This window comes from Bacillus sp. EKM501B, from assembly GCF_011800505.1.
In the GTDB taxonomy this organism is placed as follows: Bacteria; Bacillota; Bacilli; order Bacillales; family Bacillaceae_G; genus Bacillus_A; species Bacillus_A cereus.
In genome coordinates this window covers 230,979-248,693 of record NZ_JAALFZ010000002.1, presented here as the reverse complement: position 1 = coordinate 248,693, position 17,715 = coordinate 230,979, and the positions used below count along the sequence as shown (strand labels likewise).

The window sequence follows — 17,715 nt, the reverse complement described above, 5'->3', positions numbered from 1 at the left end:
ATTTTCCTTCTTAGTTAATTGTAGTATATCACATATAAAACAGAATTTTCAGAAAAAATTCAATAAATGTTCAAAAAATGTTCGAAAAATGCACTTGAAAAATCAAGATGTTAAATTTGTGATGAAATAGTACTTTCAAGTAAATAAAAAATCAGGCTTATTTCAAAATGAAATAAGCCTGTTCCATAGGAGGATGTATATATGTAGAGTGAATAAAAGTTTGGAAAAGGGGGTCCAAGTCCTTTTATTCAACTAACTACCTTAATAGATTGGAACCCAGCCTTCAGTTGTCACAAAAATACGAATAGCTACAACTTGGCGATCATCTTGCAAGGTAAAATAATGTCTTGCATTTTCAGGAACAGATATTAAATCGCCTGGCTCAAGTTCAACATCAAAGAATTTCCCATCTTTACCTTCAATAGCGAAAATGCCATGACCACTGACGATAAAGCGAACTTCGTCATCTGTATGATGGTGTTCCTTTTGGAAATTAATTAATAATTCGTCAAGGTTAGGGGTGCTATTTGAAAGTGAAATTACATCATGTGCTGTATAACCACGGCGTGCTGAAACATCAGCGATTTCTTTTGAAAACACAGCTAATATTTCAGCTTTGTTTTCATCTGTTAACGAATAATTTTCATTTAAATGAGTAGGAAGTTTAGAAATATTCCATTTCTCATATAAAACGCCTTCCTCTTGTAGAAATTTAGATACTTCCACTTCATTTTCAATACGAGTATTTACTTCATGAATACGAATTTGCGCCATTAGAAACGCCTCCTTGAATTGATAATAGTTTTATATGAAATTGGAATAAAAACTCATAAGCTTCTAATCTCTTCTTTGCATCAAAGCTATCTCGGCCCCATACAGTAATACCGTGGTTACGGATTAATACTGCACCCGAATCTCCTTGTATATGCTTTCGGAAGTTTTCTCCAAGCGTTGGGATATGGGCATGGTTTTCAATAATAGGAATTTGAATTGTTGCACCTTCTTCCCAAATATCGAGTGCTTTAATAATTTCTTGATTTTGAAGGGTGACTGCATCACTATATAAATTTGTGATGACATTATTATCAGTTGTATGAACATGAAGTACGCACCCGGCATTCGTATTGTTATAAATGTGTGTATGCAATATTGTTTCTGCTGAAGGGCGTAATTCAGTCTCTAAAACGGGAACTCCTACATGATCTACTAATAGAAAATCATCTGGAGTGGTTTTTGTTTTATCTTTACCGCTTGCTGTAATAAGAAAAGTAAGTGGTTCATGGCTAACCTTTATAGAAATATTACCACTTGTTGCTGGAAACCAATTTCGTGTTGTTAACTCTTTTTTTAACTCGCTTAAGTCATACCATTGACGAAAAAGTTGTTTCATGCCTTCACCTCCAACAAAAGTTTTAATTCAGCTTGCACATCTTGAAACGTTTCAAACGGTGTATAAGCAATATGATTTTCTTCACACTTTGTAATAAGAAAATCGCGAGCGAATACTTTATCAGCTTGTTTCGCGGCTTGTAAATCAGTAATAGAATCTCCAATTACAATATGAAAGTCATTTGTATCACTTAATTTACGGATTAATGATGATTTACATAATCCGCAATGATTATGACAATGATCATCACAAGAATGAGGCCATTTAACTGTAATAAACTCTGCTGAAAAGTCTGTTTCATTACAATAAATTTGCTCTTTTGGAATGATTCCTTGTAAGAGTGGATAGACGAAGAAATCCATTCCACCTGATATCACGTAAAAAGAAATGTTATTTTCCTTTACGAATTGTATAAACTCATGAAAACCACTACGGATTTCAGCAGTTTCTATTAAAAATTGAATAATATCATCGTGCAGATTAGTAGGTATTAATTGAAATAATCGAGAAACACCTTCTTGAATGGATAGTTCTTGTGATAAAATTTTATTCTTTACTTCTTCGGCTTCTGGTGGTGCGAATTTTTCCATAATGGACATAATGTTATCATTATTTGTAATCGTGCCATCGAAATCACAAAATACTTGAATACTCATAATTTCACCTCATAAGAGGGATTTCCCCATATTTGTAGTGCACTATGCAAATTTATGTCGTCTACTTCATGGAGTGGTTTATTTTGCAAAGTAGCATCAATTGCAGTACGGAAAGCTTTACCGCCGCCTTGCGCTCCATTTGGATGTCCGTGTATCCCGCCGCCAGCATTAATAACAACATCTTTACCGAAATCTCGTACAATAAAGGGAACGAAACCAGGATGAATACCAGCAGACGGAACAGAAAAGCTCTTCTTGAAAAATGCATCGTCTTCAGTTAAATATTTTGAGATAGCAAGAGCCTCCTCTTTTTCTAGCGCAACACTTCCGTATGGAGATGGGAATAATGAAAAGTCAGCCCCAGCATAACGTAGTAGCTTTCCAAGTAATAATGGTGATGAAACTCCATATAACTTGGATGCTGAATAAGCACCACTTACAGCAGGATGTGCCATAATAGGAACTGGGATTTCATCATCTTCTGCAAGTGATTGTAGTACATCTAGTCCGTAAGCAAATACGTTAAATAATAGAATATCAGCTCCAGCTTGCACTGCACGTTTAGCATTTTCTTTTAAATCAAAAGTTCGTCCTGTTAAATTTAAGGCATATAACGTTTTATGACCGTATGTTTCGTAGACAGATTGTAAAACTTCTTTTCCAGATACAATGCGTTTCGTAAGTGGTGTTAATGCATTTTCAAATAATATTTCATCATCTTTTACTATATCTACACCACCAATTGCTTGATCGCGTAATTGCGTTTTTAAATACCCAATGTTTCGTCCAATCATTCCTTTAAAAATACTCATTAAAAGGGGACGATCATGCACTTGTAAAAGATTTCGAATACCATCTATCCCGAATTTTGGACCAGGAAAATGTTTTTTTAACTCGTCTGAAAAAGTTAAGTCAATTAGTTTTACTTCGCCATCAAGTGATAGCTTTCCAAATGTAGTCGTTAAAATCGCTGGTAAATCTGGACTGAAGTTTAATAGCGGATATTCGATTTTAATAATTCCGCGTTTTACTTTTTTACGTAAATACGAATTGGTATATTCATGTTCAGCTAATTCCTCAACATGAATGACGTTGCCTTTATGCTGCTTTAATTGTTCTTGCAATAAGTGTGGCAAATGAGTCCAAGAGCCAATTGTTAAACCGAGTGCAATTTGCTCAGCTTTTTTTTCTAAGTTATGTGAATCATCATGGATTAAATACGTCGCTATAATTCCGCTCATTGTTATAACCTCCTAGTTAAATAAAAAAACCTCTCAGCTAAGGAGAGGTTTTTTTACAACCAGCTCCTTATCTGTCAGCGTAATGCTGCGAGAATTAGCACCGTGTCTACATTGTAGATCGGTTGCCGGGTTTCGTCGGGCTCGTCCCTCCACCTGCTCTTGATAAGAAGTATTTAGAAATGTTTAAATTTTTAAGATAACTGAATTTTGTCAGATATTTTTCGTGTTGTCAATTACTTTTTGAAAAAATTTAATTTATCAATTCGATTAATGGCTTCTCGTAATCTATCTTCTGCATGCAAGAGACCAACACGGACATACCCTTCCCCATGCTTACCAAATCCAACACCAGGAGCAACTGCGACATGTGCTTTTTCTAGTAAAATATCAGAAAATTGCTCAGAGGTATATCCTTTTGGAACGGGAAGCCATGCAAAGAATGATCCTTTTGGAATGTCTACATTCCAACCAATTGAGTGACAGGCTGAAATAAGAGCGTTTCTTCGAGATTCGTAACTATTTACAAGGTCTATTACGCAAGACTGTGAACTTAATAGCGCTTCTCGAGCAGCATCTTGAACTGCACCGAATATACTAACATACATATGATCTTGTAATAGGTTAATTGTTTCAATCACACTTTCATTCCCTACAGCAAAAGCGATGCGCCAGCCAGCCATATTGAAAGTTTTTGATAATGTGTAAATTTCAATTCCTATATCTTTCGCACCATCTGCTTGCAAGAAACTAACAGGTTTTTGACCATCAAATCCGATAGCGCCATAAGCAAAATCGTGAACAACTAATATATTGTGTTTATTAGCAAAGTGAATGGTTGCATCAAAAAAATCTTTTGATGCAGTAGCACCGGTAGGATTATTTGGATAGTTTAAAAACATTAATTTTGCACGCTCTGCAATAGAGTCATCAATGTTCGTATAATCTGGTAAAAAGTTATTTTCTGCAATAAGCGGCATTGTTTCAAAGTGTGCTTTTGCTAAAGCAACCCCGGATAAATAATCTGGATAACCTGGATCCGGAACGAGAATCGTATCACCAGGATTTGTAAAACAAATCGGTAATTCTACTAGTCCAGCCTTCCCGCCAAACAAAATAGCAACTTCAGTTTTGGGGTTTAATTCGACGCCGTATTCACGTTTATAGAATGTAGCCACGGCTTCCTTTAAGCTTTCATGTCCGCGAAATGGCGGATATTTATGATGAATGGTCTTTTCGGCAGCATCTTGTAAAGCTTTTACGATATGCTGCGGTGTTGGTTGATCTGGATTACCTTGACCTAGATTAATAACATCGTGACCAGCTGCAACGACTTTGTTAACTTTTGCAACAAGTGAAGCGAAAAATTGTGTTGGCAATGATGTTACTATCTCAGAAGGTTGAAATAATTTCATACTTTCCACCTCTTTTGAAAGTTGTTACAATTCTAGTGACAAATGATATAATCTTTCCAGTATTTTGTAAAGGAAAAAATAAGAATGGGGCTGAAAAAATGAAAGTCGCATGTATTCAAATGGATATTGTTTTTGGAGATGTAGAAAAAAATATTGAGAATGCTAAAAATAAAATAAGCGAAGCTATGAAGGAAAGGCCAGATGTTATCGTCTTACCAGAACTATGGACAACAGGATATGATTTAACGAGACTTTCTGAAATTGCAGATAGGGATGGAGTGGAAACGAAAGAAAAGTTAATAGAATGGGCGAAGCAATATGATATACATATTGTTGGTGGTTCTATAGCAAAGCAAACAGAGCAAGGCGTTACAAATACGATGTATGTTGTAAATAATGAAGGACAGCTAGTCAACGAATATAGTAAAGTACATTTATTTCAGCTTATGGATGAACATAAATATTTAATAGCCGGTAATGGTACGGGCGAATTTAAGCTAGATGATGTCGAATGCGCTGGAACAATTTGTTATGATATTCGTTTTCCAGAGTGGATGCGTGTCCATACTGCTAAAGGGGCAAAAGTATTATTTGTTGTAGCAGAATGGCCATTAGTTCGTTTAGCACATTGGCGTTTGCTATTGCAAGCAAGAGCAGTTGAAAATCAGTGTTATGTTGTTGCGTGTAATAGAGCAGGAAAGGATCCAAATAATGTATTTGCGGGTCATTCTTTAATTGTGGACCCTTGGGGTGAAGTTGTAGTAGAGGCGAATGAAGAGGAATCAATTTTATTTGGAGAGCTTGAATTCGAGAAAATTAAAGAAGTACGTAAAGGAATTCCAGTTTTTGCGGATCGCCGTCCAGAATTATACAAATAAAATGTTGACAAGTGATTTTTATTCTTGGTATAGTCTTCAACATAAAGTTAAAAATTCAAAAAATTATACAACTCTTATCAAGAGCAGGTGGAGGGATTTGGCCCGATGAAGCCCAGCAACCGACCGTAATACCATTGTGAAATGGGGCGTTTATTACGCCAAAAGGCACGGTGCTAATTCCAGCAGAAAGTAAAACTTTCTGGCAGATAAGAGGGGAGAAGATAAACTTCAAACCTCTTTCTTAGTGGAAAGAGGTTTTTCTATGTTAGAAAAACCTCTGAATTTAAAAAGGGGGAGAAGACGATGGGATATTATTCATTAACAGAAATAACAGCTGTACAATATGCGAAAGATCATGGCTATTTTGAAGCGAAGGCAAATGTCGTTTGTCATGAAATTGGAGACGGAAACTTAAATTACGTGTTCAAATTAGATGATGGAGAGAAATCAATTATAATAAAACAAGCACTGCCTTATGCGAAAGTAGTTGGTGAAAGCTGGCCATTGTCTATAAAAAGAGCAACGATTGAAAGCAAGGCATTACAAATTTTTGCGCAGTATGTACCGGATTATGTTCCAGTAGTGTACAGTCATGATGAAGAGTTAGCGATAACGGTAATAGAAGACTTATCAAGACTAACAATTACAAGAAAAGGATTAATAGACGGAGAAGAATATCCGCTTTTATCCCAGCATATCGGCCGTTTTCTAGCACATGTTTTATTTTATACTTCAGATTTTGGTTTACAGTCAGAAGAGAAGAGGGTACTAGAAGGTACCTTTGTAAATCCGGACCTTTGTAAAATTACAGAGGATTTAGTGTTTACAGATCCGTTTGGACATTATGATACAAATGATTATGAGCCAGATTTACAGCTCGTGGTTGATGAACTTTGGAGTGATAAAACTTTAAAACTAAAAGTAGCACAATATAAATATAAGTTCTTAACAAGAAAAGAAACTCTTATTCATGGTGATTTACATACTGGTAGTATTTTTTCGTCACCTTCTGAAACGAAAGTGATTGATCCAGAATTTGCGACATATGGCCCATTTGGATTTGACATAGGTCAATTTATTGCAAATCTATTATTAAATGCTTTATCTAGAGAAGAAGAAAAAAGAAGTGTACTATTTTTCCATATAGAAAAGACGTGGAGTTATTTTGTAGAAACTTTTACAAAGTTATGGATTGGAGAAGGTGTAGAAGCATATACGAAAGAAAAACAATGGTTACCAATTATTTTGCAAAATATCTTTACTGATGCAGTTGGATTTGCCGGATGTGAACTGATTCGTAGAACAATTGGTTTAGCTCATGTAGCAGATTTAGATGAAATAGAAAATAAAGAAACAAGAATTCAAGCTAAGAAACAAGCGCTATCCTTAGGTAAAGAACTAATAAAATATGAATCTAAAAGTGCTGATATTCAACTGTTTCGAACATTATTTCAACAGACAGTTTCAGGGGGCGTAAAAGCGTGAGTACAATTGTTACTGTTCCGAGATCTGTAAGCTGGAAAGGTGATGCAATTGCGGTATTAAATCAAACGAAATTGCCGCATAGCACAGAATACAAAACATTGACGACTATTGAAGAGGTTTGGAAAAGCATCGTAATGTTAGAAGTACGAGGAGCGCCTGCAATTGGAATTGTAGCTGCATTTGGCTTGGCGCTTGCATCAAAAAAATATAACACTGTACATATTGAAGAATTTCAAAAGAAGTTTAATAGAGATTGTAATTATTTAGGAACGTCACGCCCGACAGCAGTAAATTTATTTTGGGCAATTGATCGTATGAGAGAATCTATTCGAGAGATTACTACAATAAAAGAAGCACAAAAAACATTAGAAGAAGAAGCGCTTCGCATTCAGCAGGAAGATGAAGAGGTGTGCCGAAATATTGGGGAATATGCGTTAACATGTTTTAAAGATGGCGATAATATTTTAACAATCTGTAACGCTGGAAGTATCGCAACTGCCAGATATGGAACTGCATTAGCTCCCTTTTATATTGGAAAAGAGAAAGGTGTGCGTTTACATGCATATGCGTGTGAAACGAGACCAGTTTTACAAGGTGGTCGCTTAACGACCTGGGAATTGAAGCAAGCAAATATTGATGTGACCCTTATTACAGATAATACTGCAGCTCATGCTATTCAAACGAAAGAAATAAATGCAATTATTGTAGGGGCGGATCGAATTGTCGCAAATGGAGATACGGCAAATAAAATAGGGACAATGAATTTAGCTATTTTAGCAAAGCACTTTAATATCCCATTTTACGTTGCTGCTCCACTGTCAACATTTGATGTTACGAAAGAAACTGGAGCTGAAATTATTATTGAAGAAAGAGATGAAACAGAAGTTACGAAAATCTTTGGAAAACAAGTAGCACCAATTGGAACGGATGTTTATAATCCAGCATTTGACATAACGCCGAATGAATTAATTACAGGAATTATTACTGAGAAAGGTATTATACGCGGGGACTATAAACGAGAAATTGCATCATTATTTGAAAAACAAGCTAGTACATAATAGCTTGTTTTTTTATGCCTAAATGCAGTGTTTTCTCTTACTTATATAATGAAAGGAGGGGAAGAGGATGGAAGAGTGGATCAAGATGATAGGTAATGTAGGGTTTCCGATTGTTGTAACATTATATTTACTCCACCGTATTGAAAGTAAACTAGAGGGGGTAATTGTTGCAATTGAGAAGCTCCCGCGGCAATTACTAAAGTACGAAGATCCTCGGGAATAAAAATAAAGTTTGCTCTTCTTGAGCAAACTTTATTTTTATTGAGCGGTATAACCACCATCTATAACAACAGCTTGTCCCGTTATACCTTTAGCTTTTTCACTCGCTAAAAACATCGCATAATCAGCGATTTCTTGTACTTGTAATAAGCGCTTTTGTGGGACGAGTGGATAAATAACATCTTCTAAAACATTTTCAAGTGGTACATTTCGTGTAGTAGCTAAGTCTTGTAGTTGATTACGTACAAGAGGGGTATCGACATAACCAGGGCAAAGGGCATTAACAGTAATACCATGCGTAGCACCTTCTAAAGCAGCAACTTTTGTTAATCCAATTACGCCATGTTTTGCACTATTGTAGGCAGCTTTTCCAGCAAATCCGACAAGGCCGTTAATAGAAGCGACATTAATAATACGACCATATTTTTGTTGTTTCATAATCGGAAAGGCATGCTTAATTGCGATAAACGGAGCAATTTGCATAATTTGAATTAGTAGCTCGAACTTTTCAGTTGGAAAGTCTTCAATGGGTGAAACGTGTTGCATTCCTGCGTTGTTAATTAATATATGTAATGAACCGAAATGATCAACTGTTTGAGAAATTGCTGCTGTAATTTCCTCTTCAGATGTAACGTCACATTTTAAACCGATAGCTTGAAAACCTTCATTTTGTAATTGTTCAGCAGCTTCTTTTGCACGTTCTTCAAGTCGATCGGTAATCACAACTTTTGCACCTTCTTTTGCAAAAGCCTTTCCCATTTCATAACCAATACCACTTGCAGCACCTGTTAAAAAGACAACTCGATTTGTAACCATGATGAAAAACATCCCTTCATAATAAAGTTTTCATAGTGCTCTATTTAGAGAAGCTATAATGAAATTCCTGCAAACATTTGGAAAAAAATATTGTTAGGAGGATTTGAATTATGTCGACAAGTCAAATGCTGAAAGGGATTTTAGAAGGATGCTTACTTGCTATTATTTCTGAAGGCGAAATATACGGTTATGAAATGAGTGAAAAGCTAGCGAAGTATGGTTTTACAATGGCGAGTGAGGGGAAGAGTGTAGAAGATATTTTCGGAAGCTCACCGAAAGAATATGCAAATGAACTTGTAAAAGTGATGGAAAGGGATAGACAGGAAACGTGTAAGCAAATTGGTTTTACAGTAATGAATATCGTATCGTTTTGGATTATTGCTTCTATCTTAATAGTGAACCATGGAATGTTACAGATTTCACTTATTCAGTGTATCGGTTATAGTTTTTCATTTATTTTAGTTGTTATAGGTCCTAATTTTCTACTTCGCAAAATGACTTTTGTAACAAGTTTTTCAAAAACGTGGTTTTCTATGTGGTTTTTAGTAATGATAGCGCCAATGTTTTTAATGGGAGTCATTATGGTACTAGATGTGATATATCCTACAAAAATGTTTATATTCAATCAAATGCAAAGTTATTTATTGGCTGGTGGTATTTTTATCATTACAGTAGCGGTAAATATGTATTTTGATGGATGGTTTAAAAACTTATATTTAATTATTCCACTTTCGATTATGTTACTATTTAAAACATTTACATCAGAAGATCTCGTGCCAATGTTATTTCAAATTATATGTTTATACGGAAGTTTGTTTATTTTAATCTTCCTTGAAATTATGATGAAGACGAATAGAAGAGAAATGGTTAAATAAAGGGGGGATAAAAGTGCTATCGAATGAAGGACAAAAGTTTTTAGAGGATACCAAAGGTTATTTACGAACGAAGGGCATTAGAGAAGATGATATTATTTCTTTTATAGAAGATGCAGAACTACATTTAATAGAAGGTGAGAAGAAAGGTAAGACGGTAAGTGATATATTCGGTCATGCTCCAAAAGAATATGCTAATCAACTTGCAAAAGAGATGGATATAGATAGAAAAGGTAATTATAAATTATTACTTTACTTTATTGTAAATTTATTGGCTTTCACGATGATGAAGAGCGTATTCTTTAGTGCAGCCGACCATCGTTTGTCTTATTCTTTAATTGAGTTAATTGGCTATCCGATTATGATTTTTGTAGGAATTACTGTATTAATATGGGGGATGAGAACAGCATCATTTAAGCATAAAAGAACTGAGTTTTTAATTATGTATATAAGCGGTGCGATATGGTTTTTATTAATTTTTAGTATTGCATTATTAAATAATTTTTATGGTACAACATTTATTAAATTTACTAGTACAGAAAGCTTCATTCTTGTTGGTATAGTAGTTCTTTTAGCGGCTGTTACCAATATTAAATTTGGTGGTTGGTTTACTCTGTCATATTTACTGGTTCCAATTGTATTAGAATATGTATTTGTAATGATAGGTGTATCAAGTATTATTGGAATGTATGTACAACAAATAATTCTTTTCATTGTTATTTACATGCTTTTGAAAATTCATATAAAATTAGAAAAAAGGAAAGTATAAGAATAAAAAGAGAGACAGTATTATTTATAGGTAAATTGAGTAGTAGTTTTCTAAGGTTAACCTAACTATACCTCTTTTATAAAAAGGATACATGTTGGCTATTTTAATACTGTAATAGATTATACATCTGGATATGTTTTGTTCTTCGGTTTTATTGGAAAAGGGCTGCTCTGGATATACCAAAAATTATTTCCAAAGAAATATTATATAGGGATTTTTAGAGGGATTACATTTACATTTAGTTGTCTATTTTTATTTCTAGCAGCCGGGATTTGTTTTGTTGATTGGAATAAGTTGTTTTAAACAGTAACATGAGGGTTACTGTTTTTTTCTTTGTAATAAAGAGCTTTGTAAAGAGAGCGCTTTTTGTTCTGCTGTTAATAAGGAATGAATATGAACGTTTTCTGGACGAGGGACTATCGGATACATAAGATTTGTTGGAGAAGGGTGGTGCTCCGACCCGGTTGGAGAATGAGGATCTGCATGAGTAAGTTTTCCATGAATACGTCTTGTAAATAAAATATGACCGATTTCGTGAGCGAGCGTATATATATTTTTCATAGGGGCAGCCGAATTTGTTAAAACGATATAGCCAGTAAGTTGCTGTTGTTTTGCTAAAGAATAAGCGCAGGCAATTACTGCTGTTTCTTTGAAATAATCACTGCCAATATAACAAATATAAAGGTCGCATTCAGGAGCTTCATTTACACATGTTTGGAAAAAGGATGCCAACTTTTCTTGACTTTGAATGGAATTTTTATAACTGATTTCACGGTCAAAAAAACGGAAAAGTTCATTTAATACAATTACTTCTTGAATTTGAAATGTAATGGGGTGCCAAATTGATTCTGCAACAGCTAAATCTTTTGCGATGCGGTCATCAGAAATATCGGCGCCGGGAGTAATGCAAATACATATATTGACGTATGGATCCATAAGGAACACCTCAAATGAAAAAAAGTTCTTCCTATAATATATGTGGGGAAAAGATGTCATGTATGGATAAACGCCTTCTTTATTGAATATATAGATGACAAGTCGAAAAAATTTCATAGTTCTATAACATGGTATGGTCGTCTTTTTGATATAGTAAAGGAAAGGGGGAGAATATATGTATACATTAAAAATCGTTTCAGACAGAGAAGCACTTTATCAATTTGCGAGTTATGTAAGAGTTGTACAAGGGGTTGAAGATGTATATGTAGAGGTGGGAGAACCTTTATATGAACATCCTTTAATGAAGTTTTATGTACATATTAAGCTGAAAGAAACATATGAGCAGCATAAAGCGTTACAGGAAATAGCAAGATTAGTAGAATTGGGTCGTTTTACATATGTCCATTATCGTAATGATGAAATTGAGGAAGCTTTTGAAGCTGTAAAATATGAAAGTTTTAAGAAATAAAGATGAAAAAACGGAGGCGAAAGCTTCCTTTTTTTCTTTAAAATTACATGAACAAAAAGAGAGAAATTTTGTTATGATAAGGGAGGTTAGGGAAAGGGGAATTTACATATGGGGTATATTGAAGAGTTACGAAAAGTCGTTGGTACAAGACCGCTTATTCTCGTAGGATCAGCAATCATTATATTAAATGATAAACAAGAAGTATTGCTTCAATATCGTTCAGATACATATGATTGGGGTGTACCTGGCGGGGCGATGGAACTGGGTGAAACGACAGAAGAAACGGCACGTAGAGAGTTATTTGAGGAAACGGGGTTAACTGCAAAAATAATGCAATTTCTTGGTGTTCTATCAGGAAAAGAAGTATATTTCCGTTATCCGAATGGCGATGAAATTTTCAATGTCATTCATCTGTATCAGGCACATCATGTGAGCGGGGAATTAAAGCTCGATCATGAAGGGTTGAAACTTCAATATTTTCCAGTAGATAAGTTGCCAAAATTGAATGAAACGACAGAGAAAATTTTGCAAAAGTTTTTATATGCACTGACAGAATAGAAGGTTAATTCCTTCTATTTTTATTATATTAAATATTTTGATTTTTTAGTATGTTTATAGTATGATAGTTATAGATATACATCTTATGGAATTTCACCTAAAAACTTACTAGGGTACATAAGAGAGGGGCAAGTACAAAATGCATAATGTTGTTATTACAGCTGCAGTTCGTTCGCCAATTGGAACTTTTGGAGGAGCGCTAAAAAATGTAACGCCAGTAGAATTAGCTGTTCCTGTACTTCAGGAAGCTGTAAAACGAGGCGGGGTAGAACCACATGAAGTTGATGAAGTAATTTTAGGTCATTGTATTCAAAGAACTGATGAAGCAAATACAGCGAGAACAGCTGCATTAGCGGCAGGATTTCCTGACACAGTTACGGGATATACAATCCAACGTCAATGTTCTTCAGGTATGCAAGCAATTATGTCAGCTGCAATGCAAATCCAATTAGGTGTAAGTGATGTTGTTGTTGCAGGTGGAGTAGAAGCGATGAGTTCGAGCCCTTATGCATTGAAACAGCACCGCTGGGGACAACGTCTACAGCACGGAGAAATTCGTGATACGGTGTGGGAAGTGTTAGAAGATCCGATTCACCATATTATGATGGGTGAAACAGCGGAAAATTTAGTTGAACAATATGAAATTACAAGAGAGGAACAAGATGAAGTTGCTCTTCGCAGTCATACATTGGCACTGAAGGCAATCGAGTCTGGACACTTTGACGATCAAATTGTTCCTATTACAATAAAAGAACGTAGAAAAGAAGTAGTATTTTCGAAGGATGAGCATCCACGTGCAGATATTACAGCGGAAAAATTAGCAGGGTTAAAACCAGCATTCCGTAAAGATGGGTCTGTAACTGCAGGTAATGCATCTGGCCTGAATGACGGAAGTGCAGTTCTAGTATTAATGAGCGAAGAAAAAGCGAAAGAAAAAGGCTTACAACCGTTAGCTAGAATTGTTGGATATTCAGTAGCTGGAGTAGACCCGAAAATTATGGGTATTGGACCAGCACCAGCAATTCGTAAAGGTTTAGAAAAAGTAGATTGGTCATTGGAAGATGCAGATTTACTTGAAATTAATGAAGCTTTCGCGGCTCAATATTTAGCTGTAGAGAAAGAGTTAGGCTTAGACCGTGAAAAAGTGAACGTAAACGGTAGTGGCGTAGGACTTGGGCATCCAATTGGTTGTACAGGGGCTCGTATTACAGTAAGTTTAATTCACGAATTAAAAAGACGTGGGTTAGAAAAAGGAATTGCCTCTTTATGCGTCGGTGGCGGTATCGGGGTTGCCTTATTTATAGAAGCACTATAAAAAAGAAGCAGCTATTGCTGCTTCTTTTTTTACGACTCAAATAGATGATGAAATAATCGATCACGATTTTCAAAGAAAAGTTTCGTCGTTTGGTAATGCACAGTTTCTTCTAATGTGGATTCGTGAATCCCTTCTTGTGTTAAAGAATATATAGTGGATTCAGGGTAGGCCATTAAAATAGGAGAATGCGTCGCAATAACAAATTGTGAACCTTGTTCCACTAGCTCATGCATTCGAATAAGCATGGAAAGTTGTCTCATTGGTGATAAAGCTGCCTCAGGCTCATCTAAAATGTATAAACCTTGTCCTGAAAAACGGTTCATAAATAAGGAAAAGAATGATTCGCCGTGAGATTGTTCGTGTAGTGAAACGCCGCCGTAAGATTTTATAGCATCTATTTCATCAATATAAGAAGCAACGTTATAAAATGATTCAGCGCGAAGAAAGAAACCGTCGTTTGGTGTATTGAAACTTTTGGAAATTCGAAGGTATTCATGTAAAGATGAATGTGAATCGTTAGTGCTAAAGCGGAAATTCTTCGTTCCACCTTCTGCATTAAAGCCTAACGCAATTGCAATTCCTTCAAGTAATGTTGATTTACCCGTTCCATTTTCTCCAATAATGAATGTTACATTTGGATGAAAAACTAGTGATTGTAATGTTCGGATAGCAGGTAAGCAGTAAGGATATGCGGAAAAACTAGGGATATTTTCTTTTTTTAATGTAACATTTTGTAAAAAGGGTACGTCAATCAATATATAAACCTCAATTCATAACGGATTTTGATTCTAAAAAGGCGGCAAATACAAGTGTTAATGACACCTGAATTCCTTCCTTATTTTCTGAATATTTTATGTGGATTATATCATTTAAACTATCATATTCCAATGTGAAAATAAATATTGCATGAAGATCCATTCTCTCGTTATGATATATGGTATTCTATTGAAAATGTGAGAAGGAGTTAAAGTATGCCGTTTACATTTGCACATCCAGCAGCAGTTCTTCCTTTTGCGAAAAAGCATTCTAAACATATTTCAGTAACGGCTCTTATATTAGGTAGTATGGCGCCTGACTTTGAATATTTTTTACACTTTAGACCGTATGGTGTTATTGGCCATAAATGGCTCGGGTTCTTATATTTAAATTTACCGCTTGTATTTCTACTCGCATACATATATCACTACATTTTAAAAAAGCCGTTTATAACGCATTTACCTAAACCGTTTGCTGGTTATTATTCATATGCAATAGATGAGAGGTGGGGGCTACATACCTGGAAAGAATTCTTTGTATTTTGCTATTCTGCATTATTCGGTATGCTCACGCATGTTGTTTGGGATGCATTCACTCATAAGACAGGCTATTTCGTTATGAAAATACCATTATTACAAAGAGAATGGTACGGTATCTCTGTTTATAAATATATGCAACATGGAAGTACATGTATTGGTGTTCTACTATTAGTATACGTTTTATGGAAGTATAGAAATGAAATGGGTAAAGATCTTATTTTAGCTTCGGAAAAAAGAAAGTATTGGGTTTCAGTAATTGTTGTAGCAACTATTATATTTATCGTGCACGCGTTCCTAGATCCCTATTTTCATATTTTCCAAATTGGAGGTATAATAGTATCTGGACTGACAAGTTCATTTTGTGGACTTGTCATTGTTTCTATAGTTTACAAAGCCAGGGACTAATTTTATATTCATGAATGATAGCGTTAGGAGAAATGAAATGATGAAAGCATGGAAAAGTATTTTTGTTTTATGTAGTTTTCTTCTTATGTTAAGTGGTTGCTTCCATCAAGAAGAAAAGAAAGCTGAACCGAAGAAGAAAGAATCTATTCCTGAAACAAAAGAATATGGTGGGCGTGAGCTGAAAAAAGTAGGACAAAAAGTGAAAGAAACAGGATGGGGTACTTTTAAGTTAGAGCAGATGCATTCTGTGAATCAAACATTTGAAGTAGCGCCAATGAAAATTCACGTACAAGATGTGAAAGTAATTTCTTTATCACAGATGAGTGAAAAGGCAAAAAAAACATTGAAAGTATACACGGCACTAACCCCTGAAGAAGTAAAACGGAGATTAGGGGATAAAGTAAGCCAAGAAGATGCAGAATTATATGCATCGCTAAGTGGAACAGAGATTAGTAATACAATTCGTTACGTTGAGATTACATATAAAGTGGAGAATACCGGAAATAAAAATATGCAATTTTTCTCTATGAATGATGTTATGATTAATGGTAAGCAACATTTTAAAGTAGCCACTCAAAACTTTTTATATGACGAAGATACGTTAGTTGGTACAAAAAATGTATCAAGAGAAGACTATAAGCCTGGTGAAACAAGAGATGGTATTATTGGTTTAATACTTGACGATGGAAAAGACAAGGTAAAGGATATTCAGTTTACAACTGATGATTTACTTGCAGGAGATTCAGAAACACAAGATGTTGTAAAAGAGCCACAAACGTTTAACATCTCACTAAAATAATGTAAGGCAAAACAGTCAGCACTCAAATATTATGCTGACTGTTTTTTTATTTCTTTTATGTATGAATCTACATTTTGAAAAGGCACCTTAATTTTAAACGCATCTTTTTGTTCATTAAATTGCTTTTCATTGTAGGGACCGAAACGTTTATTGTGCTTTACGTCAATAATCCAATAATGTTCACTTTTTTTATTTGCAATTGCTGCGTCAGGGTTATTCGGATCTGATTTTTCCTCGGTTTGTTTTGCAATAATGTATTTATCATCCCAAGCAATGTCTGTAATTTTTGCAGGGATGTATTGTGTGGCATATACAGCATCTTGCGAGGGGAAAAGTTCAAATGCATTTCCAGAAGTACGTATGAGTTCGTATTCATCGTTAACCGTATAAGTTAAGTGACCTGTGTTTCCTGCACAACCAGTTAATAGGAAGGCGACGAATAGGATTATCCATTTTTTCAATATGGGAACCTCCTTTATAATGCTATTGTAACAAATTGTACAAGAAAAGTAAGAGAAAGGCTAGTTTACAATGTTTTTTAGAAGTGGTACGATGAGACGGGTAAAGAAGGATATGAAGGAGTCGACATAAAATGAAGTTAAAGATGCATCGTCCAGCGCTTGTAATGAATCGCATAGGTGCTTCCCTAATTGACATGTTTTTAATCTCGGTTATGTATGGTGTAGTAGTAGCTATTATGACCGGAAACTATAGTGCTATGTTTAAGCGCTTTAATATAAGCTTAGGTGATTTTAGATATGATTTCGCAGTAGTTTTTATATTAATGGCGATATATTTTATTGTGTTACCCTTTATTTGGAACGGTGTTACACTTGGAAAAAAGGTAACGAGAATAAAATTAATTTCATTGAAGAGTGAAAAGCTAACGTTGCAAACATTAATTATAAGATTTTTTGTAGTGTTATTACCGAACGTATTGCTATTAGGAATTCCATTAATATGTAATATATATATGATGTTGTTCCGCAAAGATAATTGTGGTTTTCAGGATTTAATTACAAAAACGAAAGTAATAAGTCTTGTATAATGAAAAAAAGACCTTTTTATATATAAAAGGGTCTTTTTGATTTTATAAGTATATGGGGAATGTTTACAGTAAGGAAAAGCTAAAATGTGTTAAT

Annotated in this window: 21 protein-coding genes, 1 pseudogene and 2 riboswitches; of the genes and pseudogenes, 13 read left to right on the top strand and 9 right to left on the bottom strand. The window is 34.8% G+C overall.

The window, feature by feature from the left end; translation table 11 throughout:
- Window positions 1–261 precede the first annotated feature (261 nt).
- From HFD78_RS05955 to HFD78_RS05935, 5 genes are all read right to left on the bottom strand, one after another.
- Window positions 262–774 (bottom strand): 1,2-dihydroxy-3-keto-5-methylthiopentene dioxygenase, encoded by a 513-nt coding sequence (locus tag HFD78_RS05955; RefSeq protein ID WP_000057321.1) that lies wholly within the window; start codon window positions 772–774, stop codon window positions 262–264.
- Window positions 752–1,390 carry a methylthioribulose 1-phosphate dehydratase gene (locus HFD78_RS05950; RefSeq protein WP_000811347.1) on the bottom strand — a complete coding sequence of 213 codons (639 nt, stop codon included), beginning with the start codon at window positions 1,388–1,390 and terminating at the stop codon, window positions 752–754. The genes HFD78_RS05955 and HFD78_RS05950 overlap by 23 nt, the downstream gene beginning before the upstream one ends.
- Window positions 1,387–2,046: a 2-hydroxy-3-keto-5-methylthiopentenyl-1-phosphate phosphatase gene (locus HFD78_RS05945; RefSeq protein ID WP_000027466.1), complete on the bottom strand. Its 660-nt coding sequence runs from the start codon at window positions 2,044–2,046 to the stop codon at window positions 1,387–1,389. Before HFD78_RS05945 ends, HFD78_RS05950 begins: the two co-directional genes overlap by 4 nt.
- Window positions 2,043–3,287 (bottom strand): 2,3-diketo-5-methylthiopentyl-1-phosphate enolase, encoded by a 1,245-nt coding sequence (mtnW, locus tag HFD78_RS05940; protein WP_000014192.1) that lies wholly within the window; start codon window positions 3,285–3,287, stop codon window positions 2,043–2,045. The genes HFD78_RS05945 and mtnW overlap by 4 nt, the downstream gene beginning before the upstream one ends.
- A gap of 64 nt (window positions 3,288–3,351) precedes the next feature.
- Window positions 3,352–3,456: riboswitch (SAM riboswitch) on the bottom strand.
- Window positions 3,457–3,520: 64 nt separating this feature from the next.
- Complete coding sequence (locus HFD78_RS05935) at window positions 3,521–4,699, bottom strand: pyridoxal phosphate-dependent aminotransferase (RefSeq protein ID WP_000765513.1); 1,179 nt, start codon at window positions 4,697–4,699, stop codon at window positions 3,521–3,523.
- Between the two features lie 14 nt (window positions 4,700–4,713).
- Here HFD78_RS05935 and HFD78_RS05930 point away from each other — a divergent pair, with 14 nt between their 5' ends.
- The 4 genes from HFD78_RS05930 (at window position 4,714) to HFD78_RS05915 (ending at window position 8,343) form a co-directional block, all read left to right on the top strand.
- Window positions 4,714–5,577 (top strand): carbon-nitrogen family hydrolase, encoded by an 864-nt coding sequence (locus tag HFD78_RS05930; protein WP_033668346.1) that lies wholly within the window; start codon window positions 4,714–4,716, stop codon window positions 5,575–5,577.
- A gap of 71 nt (window positions 5,578–5,648) precedes the next feature.
- A riboswitch (SAM riboswitch) is annotated at window positions 5,649–5,790 on the top strand.
- A gap of 90 nt (window positions 5,791–5,880) precedes the next feature.
- Entirely contained in the window at window positions 5,881–7,062 is a 1,182-nt protein-coding gene (gene mtnK, locus HFD78_RS05925; protein ID WP_000542674.1) for an S-methyl-5-thioribose kinase, read from the top strand.
- Entirely contained in the window at window positions 7,059–8,120 is a 1,062-nt protein-coding gene (mtnA, locus tag HFD78_RS05920; RefSeq protein WP_000104613.1) for an S-methyl-5-thioribose-1-phosphate isomerase, read from the top strand. Before mtnK ends, mtnA begins: the two co-directional genes overlap by 4 nt.
- Window positions 8,121–8,187: 67 nt before the next feature.
- Window positions 8,188–8,343 carry a YvrJ family protein gene (locus HFD78_RS05915; protein ID WP_000393337.1) on the top strand — a complete coding sequence of 52 codons (156 nt, stop codon included), beginning with the start codon at window positions 8,188–8,190 and terminating at the stop codon, window positions 8,341–8,343.
- Between the two features lie 35 nt (window positions 8,344–8,378).
- On the opposite strand, the gene HFD78_RS05910 is transcribed toward HFD78_RS05915, so the two are convergent.
- On the bottom strand, window positions 8,379–9,155 hold the full coding sequence (locus tag HFD78_RS05910; RefSeq protein WP_000258428.1) for a 3-hydroxybutyrate dehydrogenase: 777 nt from the start codon (window positions 9,153–9,155) through the stop codon (window positions 8,379–8,381).
- A gap of 233 nt (window positions 9,156–9,388) precedes the next feature.
- Between HFD78_RS05910 and HFD78_RS05905 the strand changes: the two are divergent.
- The 3 genes and pseudogenes from HFD78_RS05905 to HFD78_RS29390 all read left to right on the top strand — a co-directional run.
- Window positions 9,389–10,030: pseudogene (locus HFD78_RS05905) on the top strand (DUF1129 domain-containing protein); the annotation flags it as partial.
- Window positions 10,031–10,043: 13 nt separating this feature from the next.
- On the top strand, window positions 10,044–10,796 hold the full coding sequence (locus HFD78_RS05900; protein WP_000950460.1) for a DUF1129 domain-containing protein: 753 nt from the start codon (window positions 10,044–10,046) through the stop codon (window positions 10,794–10,796).
- 78 nt (window positions 10,797–10,874) lie between these two features.
- Window positions 10,875–11,099, top strand: coding sequence for a DNA-binding protein (locus HFD78_RS29390; protein WP_098657781.1), 225 nt, complete (start codon window positions 10,875–10,877; stop codon window positions 11,097–11,099).
- Between the two features lie 15 nt (window positions 11,100–11,114).
- On the opposite strand, the gene HFD78_RS05895 is transcribed toward HFD78_RS29390, so the two are convergent.
- On the bottom strand, window positions 11,115–11,732 hold the full coding sequence (locus HFD78_RS05895) for an ImmA/IrrE family metallo-endopeptidase (RefSeq protein WP_000371605.1): 618 nt from the start codon (window positions 11,730–11,732) through the stop codon (window positions 11,115–11,117).
- A gap of 175 nt (window positions 11,733–11,907) precedes the next feature.
- On the opposite strand from HFD78_RS05895, the gene HFD78_RS05890 reads away from it, so the two are divergent.
- From HFD78_RS05890 to HFD78_RS05880, 3 genes are all read left to right on the top strand, one after another.
- Complete coding sequence (locus tag HFD78_RS05890; protein ID WP_000288330.1) at window positions 11,908–12,201, top strand: DUF3928 family protein; 294 nt, start codon at window positions 11,908–11,910, stop codon at window positions 12,199–12,201.
- 108 nt (window positions 12,202–12,309) lie between these two features.
- A complete protein-coding gene (locus HFD78_RS05885) occupies window positions 12,310–12,759 on the top strand; it encodes an NUDIX hydrolase (RefSeq protein WP_002005651.1) in 450 nt (149 codons plus the stop codon).
- Between the two features lie 139 nt (window positions 12,760–12,898).
- Window positions 12,899–14,074, top strand: coding sequence for an acetyl-CoA C-acetyltransferase (locus tag HFD78_RS05880; protein ID WP_000552075.1), 1,176 nt, complete (start codon window positions 12,899–12,901; stop codon window positions 14,072–14,074).
- Between the two features lie 29 nt (window positions 14,075–14,103).
- Here the strand turns inward: HFD78_RS05880 and HFD78_RS05875 are convergent, their stop codons facing one another.
- Window positions 14,104–14,829, bottom strand: coding sequence for an AAA family ATPase (locus HFD78_RS05875; protein ID WP_000568012.1), 726 nt, complete (start codon window positions 14,827–14,829; stop codon window positions 14,104–14,106).
- 216 nt (window positions 14,830–15,045) lie between these two features.
- On the opposite strand from HFD78_RS05875, the gene HFD78_RS05870 reads away from it, so the two are divergent.
- Both HFD78_RS05870 and HFD78_RS05865 read left to right on the top strand, forming a co-directional pair.
- On the top strand, window positions 15,046–15,774 hold the full coding sequence (locus HFD78_RS05870; RefSeq protein WP_001116847.1) for a DUF4184 family protein: 729 nt from the start codon (window positions 15,046–15,048) through the stop codon (window positions 15,772–15,774).
- 37 nt (window positions 15,775–15,811) lie between these two features.
- On the top strand, window positions 15,812–16,573 hold the full coding sequence (locus HFD78_RS05865; protein ID WP_000973895.1) for a hypothetical protein: 762 nt from the start codon (window positions 15,812–15,814) through the stop codon (window positions 16,571–16,573).
- 29 nt (window positions 16,574–16,602) lie between these two features.
- Here HFD78_RS05865 and HFD78_RS05860 read toward each other — a convergent pair whose 3' ends face one another.
- Window positions 16,603–17,034 (bottom strand): DUF3997 domain-containing protein, encoded by a 432-nt coding sequence (locus HFD78_RS05860; RefSeq protein WP_000758785.1) that lies wholly within the window; start codon window positions 17,032–17,034, stop codon window positions 16,603–16,605.
- A gap of 131 nt (window positions 17,035–17,165) precedes the next feature.
- Between HFD78_RS05860 and HFD78_RS05855 the strand changes: the two genes are divergently transcribed.
- The gene (locus HFD78_RS05855; protein WP_000769098.1) at window positions 17,166–17,621 is read left to right on the top strand and encodes an RDD family protein; all 456 of its coding nucleotides are present in this window, start codon (window positions 17,166–17,168) and stop codon (window positions 17,619–17,621) included.
- Window positions 17,622–17,715: the final 94 nt, after the last annotated feature.